This window comes from Pseudomonas sp. F3-2, from assembly GCF_038804275.1.
Lineage (GTDB): Bacteria > Pseudomonadota > Gammaproteobacteria > Pseudomonadales > Pseudomonadaceae > Aquipseudomonas.
Window position 1 is genome coordinate 5,901,109 of record NZ_CP152388.1, and the last position, 21,933, is coordinate 5,923,041.

Sequence of the window (21,933 nt, forward strand, 5' to 3'; positions counted from 1 at the left end):
GGTCTCACTCCGTTCGTAGCCGCAAGCATCGAGCTGCAGCCGCCAGTTCGTGCAGAAGCGGCGTGCGGCGTTTTACTGGCCGCGCGTGGTTCCCCGCTCGTGGCTTGTTTATCAGCTGTCCAGGGCTCTGTACTTCTCGCGCAGCCGGTTTCGAATCGTCACCGCCGACAGGTTCAACAGGGCAATGACCAGCACCAGCAGCAACGCCGTGGCATACACCAGCGGTCGCGCCGCCTCGACGTTGGGGCTCTGAAAGCCGACGTCGTAGATGTGGAAGCCCAAGTGCATGATCTTCTGGTCGAGGTGCAGATACGGATAGTTGCCGTCCACCGGCAGCGACGGCGCCATCTTGACCACGCCCACCAGCATCAGCGGCGCGACTTCACCGGCCGCGCGGGCCACGGCCAGAATCAGTCCGGTCATCATCGCGGGACTTGCCATCGGCAGGACGATCTTCCAGAGCGTCTCGGCCTTTGTCGCACCCAGCGCGAGCGAGCCCTCACGCAGGGTCAGCGGAATGCGCGCCAGTCCCTCTTCGGTCGCGACGATCACCACCGGCACCGCCAGCAATGCGAGGGTCAGCGACGCCCAGAGCAGGCCAGGCGTCCCGAAGGTCGGCGCTGGCAGCGCTTCGGGGAAGAACAGCCGGTCAAGCGAGCCGCCCAGAACGTAGACGAAAAAGCCCAGCCCGAAGACGCCGTAGACGATCGCCGGAACGCCTGCCAGGTTGTTCACGGCAATGCGGATCAGCCGCGTCATCGGCCCCTGACGCGCGTATTCGCGCAGATACACAGCCGCGAGCACGCCAAACGGCGTGACGATGATCGCCATGATCAGGGTCATCATCACGGTGCCGAAGATCGCCGGGAAAATCCCGCCCTCGGTGTTCGCCTCTCGCGGGTCGTCGCTCAAGAATTCCCACAGCTTCTGGAAGTAGAAACCCAGCTTGGTCAACGTGCCCATCGCATTGGGCTGGTAGGCGTGCACGACTTTACCCAGCGCAATTTCGACCTCTTTGCCATTGGCGTCGCGGGCCGTCAGGCTGTCGCGGTTGAAGTCGGCATGGAGTGCGCCAAGACGCGCCTCGATGTCCTTGTAACGTGCGTCGTATTCGGCGCGTTCGGTAGCCAGGTCAGCCTGAGCGGCAGCATCGAGCTTGCCGTCGAGCTCAAGCTGGCGCGTGCGCAGGCGCAGACGCTCAATGCCGTGGTTGATCGCACCAATGTCCGATTTCTCAAGGCCATCGAGCTCATCGGAGATTTTCTCGACGCGCTTGATGCGCTCCTGCAATTGCGGCCAAGCGGCTTCACCTTGCGCTACGACCTGTCCGTTCTCCTTGACGTTGACCAGGTAACCGTAAAAGTTGCCCCACTCCCGACGCTCGAGCGTCATCAGCTCTACCGGTTTGCGCTGATCCGTCAGCCATTCGCCGATGATCCAGCTGAAGTCGGAGGCATTGATATCCCGGTTGCCGACCTTGAACAGGTCGCGGGTCATGAATTCCGGCCCTTTGTCCGGGACAGGCAGCCCGGCGCCTTTAAGCCGTGCGCGCGGCACTTGTTCGGATTCGACCAGTTCGCCGACCAATACGTGGCGCTCCTGACCTGGCACATCGTATTGGGCAGAGATCACGTCCGCGGGCCAGAAATGGCCCAGACCGCGCACGGCGATCACCGCCAGCAGGCCGATGGTCATGATCACGGCAACGGAAACAGCGCCCGCGCTGAGCCAGACGCCGGGGCCACCACTTTTGAACCAATGCTTGAGGGAGGTCTTTTTCATGTGTTTCTACCTGCCCTATAGAGACGAATACTGCTTGCGCAGGCGCTGACGGATCAGCTCTGCCAAGGTATTCATGACAAACGTGAACATCAGCAGCACGAGGGCAGCCAGGAACAGCACGCGGTAATGGCTGCCGCCCACTTCCGACTCCGGCATTTCGACGGCGACGTTGGCCGCCAGCGTGCGCATACCTTCAAAAAGGTTCATGTCCATGATCGGCGTATTGCCGGTGGCCATGAGCACGATCATCGTTTCACCCACGGCGCGGCCCATGCCGATCATCAACGCCGAGAAAATCCCCGGGCTGGCGGTCAGGATCACTACGCGCGTGAGGGTTTGCCATGGGGTTGCGCCCAGCGCCAATGAGCCCAGCGTCAGACCGCGCGGCACGCTGAACACCGCATCTTCGGCGATGGAGTAGATATTGGGAATGACAGCGAAACCCATTGCCAGGCCAACGACCAGTGCATTGCGCTGATCGTAGGTGATGCCCAGATCGTTGGTGATCCAGGAACGCATGTCGCCGCCGAAGAACCAGTTTTCCAGGTGCGAGCTCATGCCCAGAGAGACCCAGCCGATCAGCAAAATGACCGGAATCAGGATCGCGCTCTCCCACCCATCAGGCACACGAAGGCGAATCGAATCCGGCAAGCGCGTCCACAAAAACCCTGCCAGCAGGATGCCGATCGGGGTGAAGATCAGCAGACTGAATATGCCTGGCAGATGGCCTTCCAGGTAGGGCGCGAGAAACAAGCCGGCGAAGAAACCCAGGATCACGGTCGGCATCGCTTCCATCAGTTCGATCACCGGCTTGACCTTGCGACGCATGCCCGGGGCCATGAAATACGCGGTGTAGATGGCAGCGGCGACGGCCAGCGGCGCGGCGAGCAGCATGGCGTAGAAGGCAGCCTTGAGCGTGCCGTATGTCAACGGCGCCAGGCTGAGCTTGGGCTCGAAGTCGCTGTTGGAGGCGGTCGACTGCCAGACGTACTTGGGCTCGTCGTAACTCTCGTACCAGACCTTATCCCAGAGAGCGCTCCAGGACACTTCGGGGTGCGGGTTTTTGAGGGTCATCGGCAGCAGTCTGCCGCTGTCTTCGGCAATGATGCGGTCTGCCCGGGGCGACATCCCGATCACGGCAGGACCGCTGGCGACAGGCTCAACCAGCAGCGTGCGGTGAGCCGTGCTGTGGAACACGCCGAGCTTGCCGGAGGTGTCCATCGCGATGAAGCCTTTGCGGCGCTGCTCGGCAGTGATCTGCGCGATCGGCGCGCCACTCATCTTGAAGTCACGGATGTGCTGAAGACGCATCTCGCCATCGACATCGCGGGCCATGAACCATTGAGCGATGTTGCCCTTGGAGCTGCCGATCACCAACGATATCCCGCCAACGAGCTGTGCGCTGGCGGTGGTTTCGGCGTTGGCGTCTTCAAGCAGTTTGTAACGACCGTTGAGCGTACGGTCGTGGAGGTCGAAGACGTCGGCCTGCGCACGACCGTTGATCACGTACAACCATTGCTGCCGCGGATCGACGAAGATGGCCTTCACCGCGGCCGACAGTTGCGGCAGATCAATACGGCTTTGCTCGTTGGCAGTCTCGCCGGTCATCAGGTTTTCAGCTTGCGTCAACGCCAGCACGTGCAGCTGAGTGCCTGTAGCACCCGCCAGAATCAGCGTCGAGTCGCTGGCGTTGAGGTTGACGTGCTCAAGCGCCCGCCCTTCCTCATCCAGCACCAGCGGCGTGTCGCCATAAGGCCAGGTAATGGTCGGTGTGATGGTCTTCTTGTTGCCGGGATAGGTGATGGGATAGGCATGTTTGAACACCAGCACCTGTCCGTTGGACAGGCCCACCGCGATCAGGGGTTTGCCAGGCTGATCCTGAGCGACTGACGTGACACGGGCCCCCTCGGGCACCGGCAAGCTCACGCGGGACAATTCATGCCCGTCTTCCACGGCGAAGAACAGTGCCTCGCCACTGTCCGACACACGCATGCCGACCTGATTCTGCTCCTCTATGACCAGAACCATGGGTTTGCCGGCAGTCTGCAACCATGCGGGGGTTTGCGCGTCCGCGACCGTCAGCCTGGCCCCCTGAAACAGGGGCGCCACGACGTAAGCGAGATAAAAGAAAATCAGGGTGATTGCGGCCAGCACGGCGAGACCACCCACCAACACGTACCAGCGCGTCAGACGGTCTTTGAGCGCGCGAATACGACGCTTACGTTGCAGCTCGGGCGCGTTGAAATCAATGCGCTCGGGATGGGGTTTTTCGGTCATCGATGAATTGGCCAAATCATTCATGCGCACACCCTAGTCGCTCTGTATGACAAATACATTACAACGTGGTGACGCAAAAAAGCCCGTCGCCTCTGGTGTGTGGCAACGGACTGTTCATTGTCTCGCAAGCCTCGTTCCATAAGGCCTTTCTGGTTTCATGCGGGACGAACCTGTCACCCCGCTCAGGGTTATCCGGCTGCACGGCGCGCAGCCCATTGTTATAGCCCCAGATCAGCCAATGCCTTGCTGACGACCTTGGCTGGTAAAGGAATGTACCCGTCTTTCATGACAACTTCCTGACCTTGTCTGGACAGCATCAGTTTTACGAACTCGGCCTCGAGGGGATTCAGCGGTTTATTGGGCGCCTTGTTGACGTAGACATAAAGGAAGCGCGCCAGTGGATACGTGCCGTTGAGCGCATTGGCTTCGTTGTCCTCGACGAACTCGCCACCGGGCTTTTTCGCCAGCGGCACGGTGCGCACGCTGGACGTTTTATAGCCAATACCCGAATAACCGATGCCGTTCAGCGAGCTGCTGATCGAGCTGACGACCGAAGCCGAGCCCGGTTGCTCATTGACGTTGGGCTTGAAGTCTCCCTTGCACAGCGCTTCTTCTTTGAAATAACCGTAGGTCCCGGACACCGAATTGCGGCCGAACAGCTGGATGGACTTACCCGCAAGGTCACCCGTCACGCCCACGTCGCCCCAGGTCTTCGCATCGAGTTTGCCGCCGCACAAGCGGGTTGCCGAGAAGATCGCATCGACCTGCTGCAACGTCAGCCCTTTGATCGGGTTGTCCTTATGGACGAACACCGCAAGCGCATCAACCGCAACCGGAATGGCAGTCGGTTTGTACCCATGCTTCTGCTCGAACGCAGACAGCTCGCCGTCTTTCATTTTGCGGCTCATCGGGCCGAGCGTTGCCGTGCCCTCGGTCAACGCAGGCGGCGCTGTCGAGGAACCGGCAGCCTGAATCTGGATGTTCACGGTGGGGTATTCTTTCTTGTAGGCCTCAGCCCACATCGTCATCAGGTTCGCCAGCGTATCCGAGCCGACGCTGGACAGATTGCCCGACACCCCGCTGGTTTTTTCGTAGGCCTTGATCGCCGGATCAACAGCAGCAACCGCCGCCGCCGCGGTAAAGCCAGCAGCGACAAAAGTCAGTGCGGTCATCAAACGCTTGAGTGTCATGCCTTGCTCCTGGCGAGATTAGGGTGCTGGCCGGGGAGATGGCCATGTGACTACTCTATGTCTGAATTGTGACATATCCATGAAACCGAGAAAGACGCGTATTCATTTCCCGGAATGGACAGCGGCACATTCATCTGCCTGCCTAGACCCGCATGCGCGCATCCACACGGCAATTCAGGCATTCAGTCAGCATTTTTTGCCGCGCGCACCGATTCGCAATTTCAAGGTGAAGTGCTTACTCGTCGTAACCGGTGTATTGAAAGCGCGATAAGAGATAAATCTGAAATCGCGATTTAATCTACCGTAATCGCTCTCGCTGATCCAGACTCACTGTATGGCGACCACCCATCCAAGACATTCGCCTAAAAGTTGTTATATACATTCTTATCCGCACTTTTTCGTGGATAGCGAATACGTGCCAGGGAAGCGCACCTTTATACGAGGCAATACATTATGGACAATAAACTTCGCGAGGAGATTTCGAAATCTTATCTCTATGGCCATACCGATGATCGTCAGACTTCACCTCGATCACTGGGAACGCTCGAGTACGATCAAACATTCGGGGCTGCAGGCAAATTAAGGCTCGGGAATGACAATGGCTGGGCTACATGCATAATATCCAGTGTCGCCAAGCCAGGTTATTTCCTCGCAACCTATTACGATATCCTTAACGTCGACCTTCCGGGACGACGCTACGAAGCCTACGTGGCGCGGTTCGACGCCGCCGGAAACATAGACCCTTCATTTGGGAGCCTTGGAACAGGGTCTATCGAAGCACATTTCACGAAAGAGCCCGGGAAGATAACCGTCCTCAAGGGCCTTCACGAAACAACGGCTGGCGATATATTCAATTGGGGATCCACTATGTGGGTAGACGGTGGCAATATCTATCACGCTCATGCCCTTACAAAAAGATTGAGCGATGGCACGCCAGACTCAAGCTTCGGCATTGAAGGCAAAGTGGATATCGACACATTTGCGGCCGCTGATGCACAACTCTTTGATGGCAACGCCTGCATTGTGTGTTCATCGGGTATATTTGTCGGCATTGCCGAATATAACAAGTCTCCTCCTGACTATCATATTTTACGATTGACGCAGAAGGGCGCACTGGATACCACTTTTCAGGAAGGTGGTATATGGACACCGAGACATCCTGATTACCCCGAAAAACTGATCAGGATATCAAGCCTTGCCCCAAGTCAGGACGGCGGTATTCTCGCATGCGGGACGACTCACCGGCCCGATGGTTTTGGACTGGGCGGGCTGATCATGAAGTTCGACACTGAGGGCAATCTTGATAAAAGTTTTGGCACAAACGGGGTCAGCGAAACCGAGATAGAAGGTCAGTTTCATGAGTTTCGCTCGGTCTACGAGGCCCCTCCCGTCATGCTCGTAGCAGGCACGTCGCTTGAAAGGGGATGGAAAAGTCTGGTCGGGCTATACGGTACCAACGGCTCGCCGGAAGAGAGCTTTAACGGAGGCGAGCCGGCTGTTCACGCCTTCGTTGATCCGCCTTATGTGGATATGTGGCATCAAGCGGGCATAGCGGCGCAGACGCCTGAAAAAGTGATTGCACTGGGGAGGTGGAGACAACCCACATCATCTGGACCTGTAGTCGGGCGTTTCAATATGGACGGCAGTGTCGACGAGACCTTTGTGCCCAATCCGGCAAAGTTCGGGACACTGACCGACGCGGACGTTATATCCAACGCGTCGACCGGATTCGTCCAACCCAGGCCAGACCAGATACTGGTTGCAGGTGAGTCCGGTGGAAAACCGACGATACTTGCCGTCAAAGTCTGACGGTGCAAGCTTCGCGCTCGCGGCTTGATAATGCCGCGAGCGCGAAGCTTTTCACATCAATTGATCCGCCGGCTGCGCAGCAAATACACGCCGATCACCATCCCCAATGCACACAGAATAGCCACATACCAGGCGGGCGCCATCGGGTTCACCTTGTTCATACCCTGCACCACCATCGGGGTCAGCCCGCCGAAGATTGCATAGGCCAGATTGTAGGAAAAGGACAGTCCGGAAAAGCGAACGACTGGTGGGAAGGCTCTGACCATCACGAATGGCACCGCGCCGATGGTGCCAACGAACAGGCCGGTCAGTGCGTAGAGCGGATAGAGCAAGTCGGGATGATCGCCAACGGTGTGATAGAAGGTCCACGACGTGACCAACAGCCCAAGCGAGCCGACCAGGAACACGAGGCCTGCGCCAACACGATCCGCCAGTGCGCCCGCGCCGATGCAGCCCAGGCTCAGCAGGACGATGGCCAGACTGTTGGCCTTCAACGTGACCGCCGGCGCGAAACCGAAGTTGGTTTGCAGCAGCGTCGGCGTCATGAGGATGACCACGACAACGCCTGCCGACAGCAACCAGGTCAGTGCCATCGACAACACCACAGCACCGCGATGATCACGCAGCACGGCCTTGAGCGGGACTTCGTCAGCCAGTTGTTTGCGCAGTTGCAGCTCAGCGAATACCGGCGTCTCGTGCAACCAGCGGCGCAGGTAAACCGACATCAGACCGAATACACCGCCCAGCAGGAAAGGAATACGCCATGCGTAATCCGAAACCTCAGCCGGTGAATAGATGCTGTTGATCCACGTGGCCACCAGCGAACCAAGCAGAATGCCGGCAGTCAGCCCGGAAGTGAGGGTACCGCAGGCGTAACCGACGTTACGTGCGGGAACGTGTTCGGAAACGAATACCCACGCACCTGGCACTTCACCCCCGATCGCGGCACCCTGGATGACGCGCATTAACAGCAGCAACAACGGTGCGAACATTCCGATCTGTTCGTAGGTCGGCAGCAAGCCCATGATCAGCGTCGGCACCGCCATCAGGAAAATACTGAGCGTGAACATTTTCTTGCGACCCAGCAGATCGCCAAAATGCGCCATGACGATGCCGCCCAGCGGTCGAGCCAGATAACCGGCGGCAAAAATGCCAAACGTTTGCATCAAACGCAGCCATTCCGGCATGTCAGCGGGGAAAAACAGCTTGCCCACCACTGCCGCGAAGAACACGAAAATGATGAAATCGTAGAACTCCAGCGCGCCGCCCAGTGCGGACAGCGACAGGGTTTTGTAATCGTTACGGGTCAGTGGGCGCGAGGGTTGCGCGGCACTTGAAGACACAGAGGACATGACAATGGCTTCTCTTTTGAGGCTCTCTTGAGACGAATGATCAACAGCGAAAAAGGCCGCGGGTAACGGCTCCATACGCGATTTATCGACTCGACTGTGCAATCGGGCATCAAAATTGCGTACCAATAAAGGCTTAGTGTGCCAAATCGGTTCGGCACGATAGCAAATTGTGTGCAGGTGCACATCGATTGCAATGAGAGAGGGGCTAAATGGGAACCCAACGGTCGTGTCTCGGGGCATCGGCCGATATACTTGCCAGCCGCGACTCCACCCGTCATTCAGGGAAATTGTGCGAAGCCATTTTCACCAAGTCGTTTTCGCAGAGTTTCCCTTTCTAACGTAATGAAGACTTGAGAGTCATGGGTCAGAGGGACCCCGGCATGATTGAGCTCGAACAAGAAGATCCTATCCCGCAAGGCGATCTGGCATTGCAGATCACCGCGCTTCCACGCGAAACCAACGGCTTCGGCGACATTTTTGGTGGCTGGCTGGTGGCCCAGATGGACCTGGCCGGTACGGCCATGGCCAGCAAAGTCGCGGGCGGGCGCGTTGCAACCGTCGCGATCGACCGCATGGCGTTTCTGGTACCGGTCGCCGTGGGCGCGCAATTGTCCTTTTATACGCAGACGCTGGAAATCGGCCGCAGCTCGATCCAGATGATGGTCGAGGTATGGAGCGACGACCCGCTGTCCAGCGAATGGCGCAAAGTCACCGAGGCCGTGTTTGTATTCGTGGCCATCGACGGCAGCGGCCGCACCCGCTCGGTTCCCGCGCGGCGCTGACGGATCACGCTTCAGCAGCGCGGCACTTGGCTTTGGGCATTAAACTCATCAAGCTTGGCACAGTCTGATTCAGTCACTGTCCTTCGAGTGAGAGCCCCTATGCCTACGCCACAAGTCGAATCCATCCAGCTCGGTGAGCTTAATTGCTGGCGAATCAGCCATGGCAAGGCCGAACTGGTTGTCGCCCAGCAGGGCGCGCACATCGTCAGCTATCAGGTTGATGGCGATCAGCCTCTGATCTGGTCCAATCCGGGCGCAGTCTTCCACAAAGGTAAGGCGATTCGTGGCGGTATGCCGATTTGCTGGCCTTGGTTCGGCAACTTCCAGCGCAACCCGCAGAGCGTTCAGGCCATGCGCCAGAGCAGTGAACCGGCGAACGCCCACGGCGAGGTCCGTGCGATCGACTGGGAATTGATGGGCATGGGCGAAGATGGCGAAGCACTGATCGTCGAGTTCATTCAGCCCAAGGCTGAAGGGCAGCTGCCAGGCTGGCCGCACACCGTCGGCCTGAAGCTGCAGATCCGCCTTGATGCAGCACTGAACGTCAGCCTGGTCAGCTTTAACGCGGGACCCGAAGACGTCACCCTGAGCCAGGCGCTGCACAGCTATTTCGCCATCAGCGATATCAAACAGGTCAGCATCGAAGGCCTGGACGGCGTCAGCTACCTGAATACGCTGGAAAGCTGGGAAAAACAGAATGTGCAGGCAGGTGACATCACGTTCACTGGCGAAACAGACCGCATCTATCAAGACACGCCCGACCTGATTTCGATTGTCGATCCCGCGTGGAAACGCCGAATCCAGATTCAAACCATCGGTTCGAACTCTTCGGTGGTATGGAACCCGTGGATCGAGAAAACCAAGACCTTCAGCGACATGGAAGCTGACGGCTGGCAGAACATGGTATGTGTCGAAACCGCGAACGTCATGGGCGACATCGTGACGCTCAAGCCCAACGACATGCATGTGATGAGCGTGAGCATCTGGGCAGAGCCTTTGACAGACGATTGATCAGACAATGATCAGCTTTGTGGGAGTAAGCGTGCTCACTCCCACAGGTTTGCCCCAGCTGCAACTTCTGCCAGAGAGCGTTACAAATCCGCCTCAGTCACCACTCGCACCTTCGATGCATCCAGCGCGTAGGCGGCGTCGGCCAGGTCGTTGCTGACCTTCTCGACCTTCAAGGTGCCGATTACCCACAGCGGCGTGTAGATATCGTCGATCTTCAGGCCTTTGGGATAACGAACGAGGACCAGCTGGTTTGGCGGCGGAGGCGGTACGTGGATGCAGGCCCCAGGATAAGGGACCAGGAAAAACAGCGTGCTGTGGCCTTTGGCGTCGGTTTCCAGCGGAACCGGATAACCGCCCAGACGAATGGTTTTGTCATTCATGGCAGCTACGGTTTTGGTCGAATACATGACCGCAGGCAAGCCCTTGCTCTGTTTCAAACCGCCCTTGCTGTCGAACGTCCCTTGAGCCTCCGGGGAGTTGTGGTCGATTTCGGGCATGGCTTCGAGGGCTTTCTGATCCGACTTGGGCATCAGCTCCAGCCAGTCGGTTTCAGGCGGTTCAGCGGCGCATGCCAGTCCACAGACCAGCAGCAGGGAAACGAGAAGAAGGCGACGCATTGAGAGGCTCGGCTGAGGATGATGTGCCGGGCATTCTAGCCCTCCGCGCCGCAATAACGCAGAGGGCCAGCGTCATTTTCATTTCTTTCTGATCAGGCCGTAGATCACCAGCAGCACAATTGCGCCCACCAGCGCGCCGAGGAAGCCTGCACCCTCGCCTGCCTGATAGATACCCAGCGCCTGACCACCATAGGTCGCGACCAGAGAGCCGGCGATACCCAGAATAATGGTCATGATCCAGCCCATGCTGTCGTCGCCCGGTTTCAGAAAACGCGCGAGCAGACCCACGATCAGGCCGATGAAGATGGTTCCAATGATTCCCATGCCATGTCCCTCTGTTTGAATGAATATGCCAAAGCCTAGTCGGCTATCGGCAACACGCTATGAGAGGGGCGCGGGGGATGAATGGTTCAACGTAATGAACACGGACTTGCAGGAGCGCGGCTTGCCCGGGATGCGATAAGGGTCAAACGGGTGGGTGCCTGACCCACCCTGATCGCGGGCACGCGCGTTCCTACGAGGACCGCTGCGACTGATCAGTTCTTGATCAGCGCCTCGACCTGCTTCACCTGTTGATCCAGGGTCGCGCGGTCTTTGCTGCGCACGGTCGCGTGACCGACCTTGCGGCCTGTCTTGAACGCCTTGCCGTAGTGATGCAGGTGACAGTCTTCGATGGCGATGACTTTATCCACTGCAGGCACTTCGCCGATGAAGTTGAGCATTGCGCTCTCGCCCACTTTGGCCGTCGAGCCCAGCGGCAGGCCAGCCACGGCGCGCAGGTGGTTTTCGAACTGGCTGCATTCGGCGCCTTCAGTGGTCCAGTGCCCAGAGTTATGCACACGTGGGGCAATCTCGTTGGCTTTCAGGCCACCGTCGACTTCGAAGAACTCGAAAGCCAGCACGCCGACGTAGTCCAGCTGCTTGAGCACACGGCCGGCGTAGTCTTCTGCCAGTCCCTGCAACGGGTGATCGGTGCTGGCGATGGACAGGCGCAGGATGCCGCTGTCATGGGTGTTGTGCACCAGCGGATAGAAACGGGTCTCGCCATCACGCGCGCGTACGGCGATCAACGAGACTTCACCGGTGAAGGGCACGAAGCCTTCGAGCAGGCACGGCACGCTGCCCAGCTCGGCGAAGGTGTCGACCACGTCTTTCGGCTCGCGCAGGACCTTCTGCCCTTTGCCGTCGTAACCCAGCGTGCGAGTTTTCAGCACGGCAGGCAGGCCGATACTGGCAACCGCAGCGTCCAGATCCGCCTGGGACTGAATGTCGGCGAACGCAGGCGTCGGAATGTCCAGGTCCTTGAACATGCTTTTTTCGAACCAGCGATCACGGGCGATACGCAGGGCCTCTGCGCTCGGATAAACCGGCACGAACTGCGATAGAAACGCGACCGTTTCAGCCGGCACGCTTTCGAATTCGAAGGTCACCAGATCCACTTCGTCAGCCAGCTGACGCAAGTGATCCTGATCGCCGTAATCGGCACGCAGATGCTCACCCAGTGCGGCAGCACAAGCATCCGGCGCCGGGTCGAGAAAAGCGAAGTTCATTCCCAGCGGTGTGCCCGCCAGAGCCAACATGCGGCCCAGCTGGCCGCCACCGATTACGCCGATCTTCATGAAAACCTCAGGCCTCGCGTGGGTCTGGATTGTCCAGAACGCTGTCTGTCTGCTCAGTGCGGAATTTCTTCAGCACCGCGTGGAATTGCGGGTGTTTGGCGCCCAGGATGCTCGCCGAGAGCAGCGCAGCGTTGATTGCGCCTGCCTTGCCGATGGCCAGAGTGGCAACCGGAATGCCTGCCGGCATCTGCACGATCGACAGCAGCGAATCGACGCCCGAGAGCATGGAAGACTGAACCGGAACGCCCAGCACCGGCAGGTGGGTCTTGGCCGCGCACATGCCCGGCAGGTGAGCGGCGCCGCCGGCACCGGCGATGATCACCTCGATGCCACGGCCCTCGGCCTCCTCGGCGTACTGGAACAGCAGATCCGGCGTGCGGTGAGCCGAAACCACTTTGACTTCGTACGGAATGCCGAGCTTTTCCAGCATGTCGGCGGTGTGGCTAAGGGTGGACCAATCGGACTTGGAGCCCATGATCACGCCAACCAGTGCGCTCATCGTCGTGCCTCTCATCGGGCGCCCGCAGGCGCGTCTAAAAACAACAAGCCACGCGGGAGGACCGGCGTGGCTTGTCGTACGAATTATGACCAGTCGAACCGGCCAAAGGCCGCGCAGTATACCGCAAAGAGTGCTGTTTGACAGAACGCTGACGACCTCCTGTCAGCCGATCATCAAGGGCCGGATCCCGCGTGTTTACTGACTCGAAGGTCAAGCGCCGGGTTGTGATGCGCCGCCCTCAAGCTTGCGCCACAGCAGGCGCACGTTTGCCTTGCGCACGAGCGCGCAGCGATACAGGCGGATCTCCAGTGGCACGTGCCACTGTGGGCCGCCGCAGATCACCAGCTCGCCGCGTTCAAGTTCGGCCGTGACACTGAGTCGCGGCACCCATGCGATGCCCAGACCCTGCAACGCCATGCCCTTCAGGCTGTCGGCCATGGCGGTTTCGTACACCGTCGTGAAGCGCAGCGCGCGCTGACGTAATAGCAAGTTGACCGAACGCCCAAGAAACGCCCCAGCGCTGTAGGCCAGCAGCGGCACGCTCTGTTCGCATTCCAGGTCGTACAACGGTTGGCCGTCGGCGTCGACCGAGCAGACCGGCAGCATTTCGGTCATGCCAAGGTGCAGCGACGGAAATATTTCGGCGTCCATCTGCAACGCAGCGTCGGGGTCGTAGAACGCCAGCATCAGGTCGCAGCCACCTTCGCGCAGCGCATGCACCGCGTCGCCAACGTTGGTGGCGACCAGACGGGTCGCAATGTTCAATCCCTCGTTACGCAACTGCGCGATCCAGCGCGGGAAGAAGCTCAACGCCAGTGAGTGTGCGGCGGCGATCTGCATGACCTCGCCCTGCCCGCTTTCCAGATGATGCAAGTGGCGCAGCACCTCACCCAACTGATCGACGACGGTGCGAGCAGTGACCAGAAACAATTGCCCGGCCGCGGTCAGCTCGATCGGCGTGCGCGACCGGTTGACCAGCGTCAGCCCCAGCGCGGCCTCAAGGCTACGAATGCGTCGACTGAACGCCGGCTGCGTGACGAAGCGCCGCTCCGCCGCCTGGGAGAAGCTGCGGGTCGCGGCCAGCGCGCTGAAATCTTCCAGCCATTTGCTTTCCAGGTTCATCGTGTTCTCCGCCATTGGGAGCCAAGTTAGATTTCGATTGTAGGAGCGTGGCTTGCCCCGCGATCTGGCGCGTAGCGGCAGCGAAATCAGGCGACTCAAGAATGACTTGCCAACCCGCATTATCAGGTTCCGCTGGCGCTGAGCGCCAGATCGCGGGATGCGGCCCAAAGACAAGCCACGCTCCTGCAACATGAGACGCGTCGCCCTTCACACGCTCGTCACAATCCGAACGTCACATCCGCATTATGCCGTTTGCGCATAGGCTAGCGCTTAACAGCATTGGTTCGCAATCGTCCACAGGCCTAGTATTAAAGGCGTTCCGGCTTAGTCCGTGCCTCTCTTGAGACTTTCTCTATCATGTCCTGCGCTGCATCATTTCGCATCGAAAAAGACCTGCTTGGCGTCCTCGAAGTACCCGCTGAAGCGTATTACGGCATTCAGACCCTGCGTGCGGTGAACAACTTCCACCTCTCCGGCGTTCCGCTCTCGCACTATCCAAAGCTGGTCGTGGCACTGGCAATGGTCAAGCAGGCGGCTGCCGATGCGAACCATCAGTTGGGTCATTTGAGCAATGAGAAGCACGCGGCAATCAGCGAAGCATGTGCTCGTCTGATACGGGGCGATTTCCACGAGCAGTTCGTCGTCGACATGATTCAGGGCGGCGCTGGCACCTCGACCAACATGAACGCCAACGAAGTCATCGCCAACATTGCGCTCGAAGCGATGGGCCATGCCAAAGGCGAATATAACTACCTGCACCCCAACAATGACGTGAACATGGCGCAGTCGACCAACGACGCCTACCCGACGGCGATCCGTCTGGGTCTGCTGCTGGGTCACGACGCCTTGCTCGCCAGCCTCGACAGCCTCATTCAGGCATTCGCGGCCAAAGGTCAGGAATTCAACCACGTCCTGAAAATGGGCCGCACCCAGTTGCAGGACGCCGTGCCGATGACGCTGGGCCAGGAATTCCGGGCCTTTGCTACCACGCTGACTGAGGACCTCAACCGTCTGCGCAGCTTGGCGCCTGAACTGCTGACCGAGGTCAACCTGGGCGGTACCGCAATCGGCACGGGCATCAACGCCGACCCTGGCTATCAGCACCTGGCAGTGCAGCGTCTGGCGACCATCAGCGGTCAGCCGCTGGTACCTGCGGCTGACCTGATCGAAGCCACTTCGGACATGGGCGCCTTTGTACTGTTCTCAGGCATGCTCAAGCGCACAGCCGTCAAGCTCTCGAAGATCTGTAACGACCTGCGCCTGCTGTCCAGCGGACCGCGTACCGGTATCAATGAAATCAATCTGCCGGCGCGCCAGCCGGGCAGCTCGATCATGCCGGGCAAGGTCAATCCGGTGATTCCGGAAGCCGTGAACATGTGCGCGTTCGAAATCATGGGTAATGATCTGGCGCTCACTGTCGCAGCCGAAGGCGGCCAGCTGCAGCTGAACGTGATGGAGCCCCTGATCGCGTACAAGATTTTTGATTCGATCCGCCTGCTGCAACGTGCCATGGACATGCTGCGCGAACATTGCATCGTCGGCATCACCGCCAACGAAGTCCGTTGCCGTGAACTGGTCGAACACTCGATTGGCCTGGTCACCGCACTGAACCCTTACATCGGCTACGAAAACGCCACGCGTATCGCCCGCGTTGCCCTGGAAACAGGCCGCGGTGTACTGGAACTGGTGCGTGAAGAAGGCCTGCTCGACGACGTCATGCTCGCCGACATTCTGCGCCCCGAAAACATGATCGCGCCCAGACTGGTACCTCTAAAGGCCTGATTCCGGACGCTGACGCCTTGACTGCAACACGATCACCAGGCTGAGGGCCTAGACACCCCTCACCCTTTTGAGGGCCGAAAGTAGACACTTCAGGCCCTTTTTTTTTGCCCGGAATTGTTCAACTTCACGCGAGTCACAATTGCCTGCGGCCTCCTGAAGGGCAATGTGCACCCGCAAAGCAGGAAATGGTTTACAGACTCCAATAACGCGCACCGGTATAGTGCGGCCCCTCTAAAAAAGCGAGGAACATTCAATGCTTGAAGTCATCAACGACTTCCTCTCGGGAAAACTGCTGATCGTGCTCATTGTCGGGCTCGGTGGATACTTCACAATTCGCTCGCGCTTCGTTCAGTTACGCCACTTCTTCCACATGTTCGCGGTCTTTCGCGAGAGCCTGCGCAGCAGCTCGGGCCAGCTGAGCTCGTTTCAGGCCCTGATGCTCAGCCTGGCCGGGCGCGTCGGCGCGGGCAACATCGCCGGCGTCGGCATTGCGGTCACCCTCGGCGGCCCTGGCGCAGTGTTCTGGATGTGGGTCACGGCACTGGTCGGCATGGCCAGCAGTTTCTTCGAATGTTCCCTCGGCCAGCTGTATAAACGCTGCGACGCAGAAGGCCAGTATCGCGGCGGTCCTTCGTATTACATCCAGCACGGGCTGGGCAAACGCTGGCTGGGCATGGTCATGGCTGTCCTGCTGCTGGTGACATTCGGGTTCGCCTTCAATGGCCTGCAATCCCATGCCGTTACCCACTCGCTCAATGACGCGTTCAAGATTTCCCCGGGCTATGCCGGTATCGGCCTGGCGGTGCTGCTGGGCCTGGTTTTCATCGGCGGTATCAAACGTATCGCGGCGGTGGCCGATCTGCTGGTTCCGATCAAGACGCTGGTCTACATCGCCGTGACGCTCTATGTCATCGGCGTGCAGTTCGAACACGTCCCGCAGATGCTGATGACCATCGTCAAAAGCGCTTTCGGGCTGGACGAAGTGTTCGGCGGCCTGATCGGCAGCGCTATCGTCATGGGCGTCAAGCGCGGCGTATTCGCCAACGAAGCAGGCCTGGGCAGTGCCCCTAACGTCGCAGCGGTGGCTGACGTTCAGCATCCGGTTGCGCAAGGTGTGGTTCAGGCGTTCAGCGTCTTCCTCGATACATTCGTGATCTGCACCTGCACCGCTTTGCTGATCCTGCTGTCGGGCTTTTACACGCCAGGCTTCGAGGGCGACGGCATCGCGCTGACGCAGAACTCGCTGGCAGCCGTCGTCGGTGACTGGGGCAAGCTGTTCATCAGCGTGGCGCTGGCGTTGTTCGTGTTCACCTCGATCCTCTACAACTATTATCTGGGCGAAAACAGCCTGCGATTCCTGCTCGGTGAAAACCGCAAGGCGCTGATTGGTTATCGCGCACTGGTGCTGGCGCTGATCCTGTGGGGTGCGGTCGAGGACCTTGGAACCGTGTTTGCCTTCGCCGACATCACGATGACGTTGCTTGCGTTCGTTAACCTGATCGCCTTGGCGATGCTGTTCAAAGTCGGTTTGCGTATCCTGCAGGACTACGACGCACAGCGAAAGGCAGGCATCGATACGCCGGTCTTCGATTCCAGTCAGTTCCCGGATCTGGATCTGGACTTGCAAGCCTGGCCCAAGCCCGGCCACGCTCAATCGGTCGCCACGCCTGCGGTTGCGAGCAGCAAGCCGGCCACTGAAACACCTTAATCTGTTGACAGTCAGTCCAGGGAGACAGGCATGAATCGCGAAAATCACACGGCGGCCCGGCAGGTCATGGTGCTCTACACCGGCGGGACGATCGGCATGCAGGCCAGCGAAAATGGCCTGGCGCCGGCCTCCGGCTTCGAGTCCCGCCTGGCCGGACAGCTCGCGGCGTTGCCTGGGCTTACGGTGCCGAAGTGGACGTTTCGCGAAATGTCGCCCCTGATCGACAGCGCCAACATGACGCCTGCCTACTGGCAGCGCCTGCGCGAAGCGGTCGTCGATGCGGTCGACGCTCAGGGCTGCGATGCCGTGCTCATCCTGCACGGCACCGATACGCTGGCCTACAGTGCGGCCGCCATGAGCTTTCAGCTGTTGGGCCTGACGGCGCCAGTGGTGTTCACCGGGTCCATGTTGCCTGCCGGCGTTGCTGACAGCGATGCGTGGGAGAACGTCAACGGTGCGCTGCAAGCATTGGGTAAAGGCCTGACGTCGGGGGTGCACCTGTACTTTCATGGCGAAGTGCTTGAGCCCACGCGCTGCGCGAAAATTCGCAGCTTTGGGCGCAATCCCTTCGCGGCACTGAATCGCACCCGGGGCGGTGAGGCAGTGTCCGCGCTGCCCGAAGCGCTGGACTACCGGCAGCCGAAAACACTGGCAAACGTCGCGGTGCTGCCGCTGTTTCCCGGCATGAGTGCCGCTCAGCTGGACGCGCTGATCGACAGCGGTATCGAGGGTCTGGTCCTGGAATGCTTCGGCAGCGGCACAGGGCCAAGCGACAATCCGGCCTTCCTCGAAAGCCTGCAACGGGCGCATCGTCAAGGCATCGTGGTGGTCGCGATTACCCAGTGTCACGAAGGTGGCGTTGAGCTGGACATCTACGAAGCCGGCAGTCGTCTGCGCGGAGCGGGCGTGTTGTCCGGCGGCGGCATGACGCGCGAAGCCGCGTTCGGCAAACTGCACGCGCTGCTCGGCGCGGGATTGGCCAAAGACGAAATCCGCCGGCTGGTAGAGCTGGATGTCTGTGGTGAACTGCGCTAACGGCGTCAGCGTTCAAAACCAACGCAGTACCGATCGCGTATCTGTCCGCACGGGCTGCTGACTTATCTGCGTCCAGATCCGCAGGCCAGCGCCTGCAGATCTGAACGGTCCTCGCGCAATCCCGGCTTATCGCTTTTCCATGGCGTCCTGCAGCATGGAGTTGAGGTTGCCGGAGATGTTTTCACACAGCGCTTTCATCTGGATCTCATGCTCGGAAGCCTTGAACGGGCTTTGCAGATCCGTGCCGATTTTCTCGATGGCCAGCAGCATGAATCCTACGACTGTCGATGCCAAAGGCGTGAACCAGCCCAAGGTCTCAACCAGGCCGATGGGCACGATGATGCAGAACAACGTGATGAACAATCGCGGAAAGGTCACGTACGGGTAAGGCAGCGGTGTATTCGCGATACGTTCCATGCCACCCTGGCAGTTGGAGACTTCCACGAGCGTCGCTTCAAGCCGCTCCAGGCGAATGCTATCCAGCCGGCCGGCCTTGTATTCGGCAGCGATGATGGCAGCGGACTCATTGAGGATCGCGTTGGGAAAGTTGTTGGTACGCTTGCGCCGCTCATACTCTTCGCGCGGGATCATGGCCGTGATGTCTTCACCGCATTCGCTCCCTTTCAGATGCGCAGACAAGCATTCCACGTAAGCCACATGTCTGCGCAGCAGTACGGCTTTGACCGGATTGAGTTCATCCTCATCGTCGATCAGCGTCAGCACCTGGCGGGCGAAGCTGCGGGAATTATTCACCAACGCGCCCCAAAGCGTACGCGCCTCCCACCACCGGTTGTATGCGCTGCTGTTGCGAAAACTCGTCAGTACTACAAGTGCCGAACCCAGCAGGGTCAAAGGCATGGAGGGCAAGGTTATCTTGCGTTCCAGGTACAGCATGAAATCAACGGTGACGATGACGTCCCAGATCAGAAGCCAGAACAGTGACCAACCGATGTAGGTGAAAGTCCTGATCATGGCTCGATACTTCCTGATGATCGTTTCCTGCAAAAGCCACCCCCCGATACCGGTTCTGAATTGCGGGACGGCAACATGCACAAACCCCAAGGATTCGAGAACAAAATGGACTGGTTGGTTCGCTGTCCAGCTGACAGATTATTCATGGAACGAACCTCGCCTCATCGGGCTCAACACCTATCTGGATGTTCAAGCCATACGTCACGAGGAGAAAGTTAATGAGCTCGTCTGCCACCTCTCACTCCACCGAACGACCTGCTACAGCGCACACCGAACGCGACCAATTGACCATCAACACGATTCGCACCCTGGCGATGGACGCTGTGCAGAAGGCCAACTCCGGTCACCCCGGCACTCCGATGGCCTTGGCGCCAGTAGGCTACACGCTGTGGAAAGATTTCCTGCGTTATCACCCGGAACATCCTGACTGGCCAAACCGCGATCGCTTTGTACTGTCTGTCGGGCATGCCTCGATGCTGCTTTATTCCTTGCTGCACTTGGCCGGAGTGGTGGAGATCGATGCCCACGGCACACCGTCCGGCAAACCTGCGGTCAGTCTCGAAGACATCAAGCTGTTCCGCCAACTGGATTCCAAAACGCCTGGCCACCCTGAATACCGCATGACCACCGGCGTCGAGACCACCACCGGTCCGCTGGGTCAGGGCTGCGCCAACAGCGTGGGCATGGCCATGGCCGAGCGCTGGCTGGGCGAACGCTTCAACAAACCGGGCGCTACGCTGTTCGATTACAACGTTTACGTCCTGTGCGGGGACGGCGACATGATGGAAGGCGTAACCGCAGAAGCGGCTTCGATCGCGGGGCATTTGAAGCTCTCCAACCTTTGCTGGATCTACGACAACAACACCATCAGCATCGAAGGTCACACCGAACTGGCCTACAGCGACGATGCGCAGAAACGCTTCGAAGGTTACGGCTGGAAAACCCTTCACGTGAAGGACGCCAACGATGCCGCTGCGCTGGCCGAGGCCATCAGGACATTCCAGCGCACCGACGATGCACCCACGCTGATCGTGGTCGACAGCGTCATCGGCTATGGTTCGCCGAACAAGCACAACACGGCTGCCGCCCATGGCGAACCGTTGGGCGAGGACGAAATCAAGCTGACCAAGAAAACCTACGGCTGGGATGAAAACAGCAGTTTTCTGGTTCCTGAAGAAGCCCGTCACGTGTTGCGCGACGCACTGCTGGAGCGCAACGGCGGCGACTTCAAGGCCTGGCAGGATACCTTCGCCCGCTTCGAGAAAGATGATCCGGCCCTGGCCGATGAACTGCAGCGGATGCGTGCCGGGGAGATGCCGGAGGGATGGCGTAACACGGCGGTCAGCTTTGAGGCGGATGCAAAAGGCCAGGCCACACGTGCGTCCGGCGGCAAAGTTCTCAACGGTTTCGCCCAGCAGATTCCGTGGCTGATCGGGGGATCGGCGGACCTTTCTCCATCCACCAAAACCAATCTCACCTTTGAAGGTGCGGGCAGCTTCGAAGCAGGCAGCTATGGCGGCCGCAACTTGCACTTCGGTGTGCGCGAGCATGCCATGGGTTCGATTGCGAACGGTCTGGCGCTCTCCTACATCCGCCCCTACACCTCAACCTTCCTGGTGTTCAGCGATTACATGAAGCCGCCGATCCGCCTGGCTTCGATCATGGAACTGCCGGTGGTCTTCGTGTTTACCCACGACTCAATCGGCGTTGGAGAGGACGGTCCCACTCACCAGCCTATCGAGCACCTTACGCAACTGCGTTCCACGCCGGGTCTGGTGACGCTGCGTCCGGGTGACGCCAATGAGACCGCCGAAGCGTGGAAAGTCGCGCTGGCGCAGACACACCGCCCTTGCAGCCTGATCCTGTCGCGCCAGCCGATGCCAACGCTTGATCGGTCGAAATATGCCAGCGCTGAGAACGTCGCAAAAGGCGCTTATGTATTGGCCGATGCCGTGAAGGACAAGGTGGAGGTGATTTTGATCGCCACTGGCAGCGAGGTTGGCATGACTGTCGAGGCGTTCGAGAAGCTCAAGGCCGAAGGGATTGCCGCCCGCGTCGTGTCGATGCCGAGCTGGGAATTGTTCGAAGATCAGGACAAGTCCTACCGCGACAGCGTCTTCCCGCCGAGCGTTACCGCACGCGTGGTGGTGGAACAGGCTGGGCCTGTGGGCTGGGATCGTTACGTGGGCCAGAGCGGCGCGAAGATTGTCATGAACACCTTCGGCGCTTCCGCCCCGATCGACAAGCTGCAAGCGAAATTCGGGTTTACAGCCGAGAACATTGCAAAAGTAGCGAAAGATCAGTTGAAGGGTTAACGCGACTCCTTTGCGGAGGCGCGCCCGCCCGCGTTTGCGGTGTGTCAGGCAGTAAACCCGT

17 protein-coding genes are annotated in these 21,933 nt (G+C 59.3%); 7 read left to right on the forward strand and 10 right to left on the reverse strand.

Annotated features, from left to right (window positions below):
• Positions 1–111: 111 nt before the first annotated feature.
• From pstA to AAGQ88_RS26390, 3 genes are all read right to left on the reverse strand, one after another.
• Positions 112–1,782, reverse strand: coding sequence for a phosphate ABC transporter permease PstA (pstA, locus tag AAGQ88_RS26380; RefSeq protein WP_342654031.1), 1,671 nt, complete (start codon positions 1,780–1,782; stop codon positions 112–114).
• A 15-nt stretch (positions 1,783–1,797) separates the two neighbouring features.
• Positions 1,798–4,083, reverse strand: a complete 2,286-nt coding sequence (locus AAGQ88_RS26385) for a phosphate ABC transporter permease (RefSeq protein ID WP_342654032.1) — start codon at positions 4,081–4,083, stop codon at positions 1,798–1,800.
• A gap of 194 nt (positions 4,084–4,277) precedes the next feature.
• Positions 4,278–5,249, reverse strand: a complete 972-nt coding sequence (locus tag AAGQ88_RS26390) for a phosphate ABC transporter substrate-binding protein PstS family protein (protein ID WP_285422885.1) — start codon at positions 5,247–5,249, stop codon at positions 4,278–4,280.
• 453 nt (positions 5,250–5,702) lie between these two features.
• On the opposite strand from AAGQ88_RS26390, the gene AAGQ88_RS26395 reads away from it, so the two are divergent.
• On the forward strand, positions 5,703–7,058 hold the full coding sequence (locus AAGQ88_RS26395) for a hypothetical protein (RefSeq protein ID WP_342654033.1): 1,356 nt from the start codon (positions 5,703–5,705) through the stop codon (positions 7,056–7,058).
• A 56-nt stretch (positions 7,059–7,114) separates the two neighbouring features.
• Here AAGQ88_RS26395 and AAGQ88_RS26400 read toward each other — a convergent pair whose 3' ends face one another.
• Positions 7,115–8,410, reverse strand: a complete 1,296-nt coding sequence (locus AAGQ88_RS26400; protein WP_342654034.1) for an MFS transporter — start codon at positions 8,408–8,410, stop codon at positions 7,115–7,117.
• Between the two features lie 380 nt (positions 8,411–8,790).
• Here AAGQ88_RS26400 and AAGQ88_RS26405 point away from each other — a divergent pair, with 380 nt between their 5' ends.
• Entirely contained in the window at positions 8,791–9,192 is a 402-nt protein-coding gene (locus AAGQ88_RS26405) for an acyl-CoA thioesterase (RefSeq protein ID WP_093466337.1), read from the forward strand.
• 99 nt (positions 9,193–9,291) lie between these two features.
• Positions 9,292–10,203, forward strand: a complete 912-nt coding sequence (locus AAGQ88_RS26410) for a D-hexose-6-phosphate mutarotase (RefSeq protein WP_285422882.1) — start codon at positions 9,292–9,294, stop codon at positions 10,201–10,203.
• 80 nt (positions 10,204–10,283) lie between these two features.
• Here AAGQ88_RS26410 and AAGQ88_RS26415 read toward each other — a convergent pair whose 3' ends face one another.
• The 5 genes from AAGQ88_RS26415 to AAGQ88_RS26435 form a co-directional block, all read right to left on the reverse strand.
• The gene (locus AAGQ88_RS26415; protein ID WP_342654035.1) at positions 10,284–10,820 is read right to left on the reverse strand and encodes a DUF3299 domain-containing protein; all 537 of its coding nucleotides are present in this window, start codon (positions 10,818–10,820) and stop codon (positions 10,284–10,286) included.
• Positions 10,821–10,898: 78 nt separating this feature from the next.
• Positions 10,899–11,144 carry a GlsB/YeaQ/YmgE family stress response membrane protein gene (locus tag AAGQ88_RS26420; RefSeq protein ID WP_093466343.1) on the reverse strand — a complete coding sequence of 82 codons (246 nt, stop codon included), beginning with the start codon at positions 11,142–11,144 and terminating at the stop codon, positions 10,899–10,901.
• Between the two features lie 212 nt (positions 11,145–11,356).
• Positions 11,357–12,439 (reverse strand): 5-(carboxyamino)imidazole ribonucleotide synthase, encoded by a 1,083-nt coding sequence (locus AAGQ88_RS26425; protein ID WP_342654036.1) that lies wholly within the window; start codon positions 12,437–12,439, stop codon positions 11,357–11,359.
• A 7-nt stretch (positions 12,440–12,446) separates the two neighbouring features.
• Positions 12,447–12,938 carry a 5-(carboxyamino)imidazole ribonucleotide mutase gene (purE, locus tag AAGQ88_RS26430; RefSeq protein ID WP_074754780.1) on the reverse strand — a complete coding sequence of 164 codons (492 nt, stop codon included), beginning with the start codon at positions 12,936–12,938 and terminating at the stop codon, positions 12,447–12,449.
• 210 nt (positions 12,939–13,148) lie between these two features.
• Positions 13,149–14,060, reverse strand: a complete 912-nt coding sequence (locus AAGQ88_RS26435; protein WP_342654037.1) for a LysR substrate-binding domain-containing protein — start codon at positions 14,058–14,060, stop codon at positions 13,149–13,151.
• Positions 14,061–14,417: 357 nt separating this feature from the next.
• On the opposite strand from AAGQ88_RS26435, the gene AAGQ88_RS26440 reads away from it, so the two are divergent.
• The 3 genes from AAGQ88_RS26440 to AAGQ88_RS26450 all read left to right on the forward strand — a co-directional run bounded on the left by AAGQ88_RS26440 (position 14,418) and on the right by AAGQ88_RS26450 (position 18,585).
• Positions 14,418–15,842 carry an aspartate ammonia-lyase gene (locus AAGQ88_RS26440; protein ID WP_285422879.1) on the forward strand — a complete coding sequence of 475 codons (1,425 nt, stop codon included), beginning with the start codon at positions 14,418–14,420 and terminating at the stop codon, positions 15,840–15,842.
• 253 nt (positions 15,843–16,095) lie between these two features.
• Positions 16,096–17,550 carry an alanine/glycine:cation symporter family protein gene (locus AAGQ88_RS26445; protein ID WP_342654038.1) on the forward strand — a complete coding sequence of 485 codons (1,455 nt, stop codon included), beginning with the start codon at positions 16,096–16,098 and terminating at the stop codon, positions 17,548–17,550.
• A gap of 30 nt (positions 17,551–17,580) precedes the next feature.
• Positions 17,581–18,585 (forward strand): asparaginase, encoded by a 1,005-nt coding sequence (locus tag AAGQ88_RS26450; RefSeq protein WP_342654039.1) that lies wholly within the window; start codon positions 17,581–17,583, stop codon positions 18,583–18,585.
• 126 nt (positions 18,586–18,711) lie between these two features.
• Here AAGQ88_RS26450 and AAGQ88_RS26455 read toward each other — a convergent pair whose 3' ends face one another.
• The gene (locus tag AAGQ88_RS26455) at positions 18,712–19,590 is read right to left on the reverse strand and encodes a bestrophin family ion channel (RefSeq protein ID WP_342654040.1); all 879 of its coding nucleotides are present in this window, start codon (positions 19,588–19,590) and stop codon (positions 18,712–18,714) included.
• Between the two features lie 281 nt (positions 19,591–19,871).
• Between AAGQ88_RS26455 and tkt the strand changes: the two genes are divergently transcribed.
• Positions 19,872–21,872, forward strand: a complete 2,001-nt coding sequence (tkt, locus tag AAGQ88_RS26460) for a transketolase (protein ID WP_342655895.1) — start codon at positions 19,872–19,874, stop codon at positions 21,870–21,872.
• Positions 21,873–21,933: the final 61 nt, after the last annotated feature.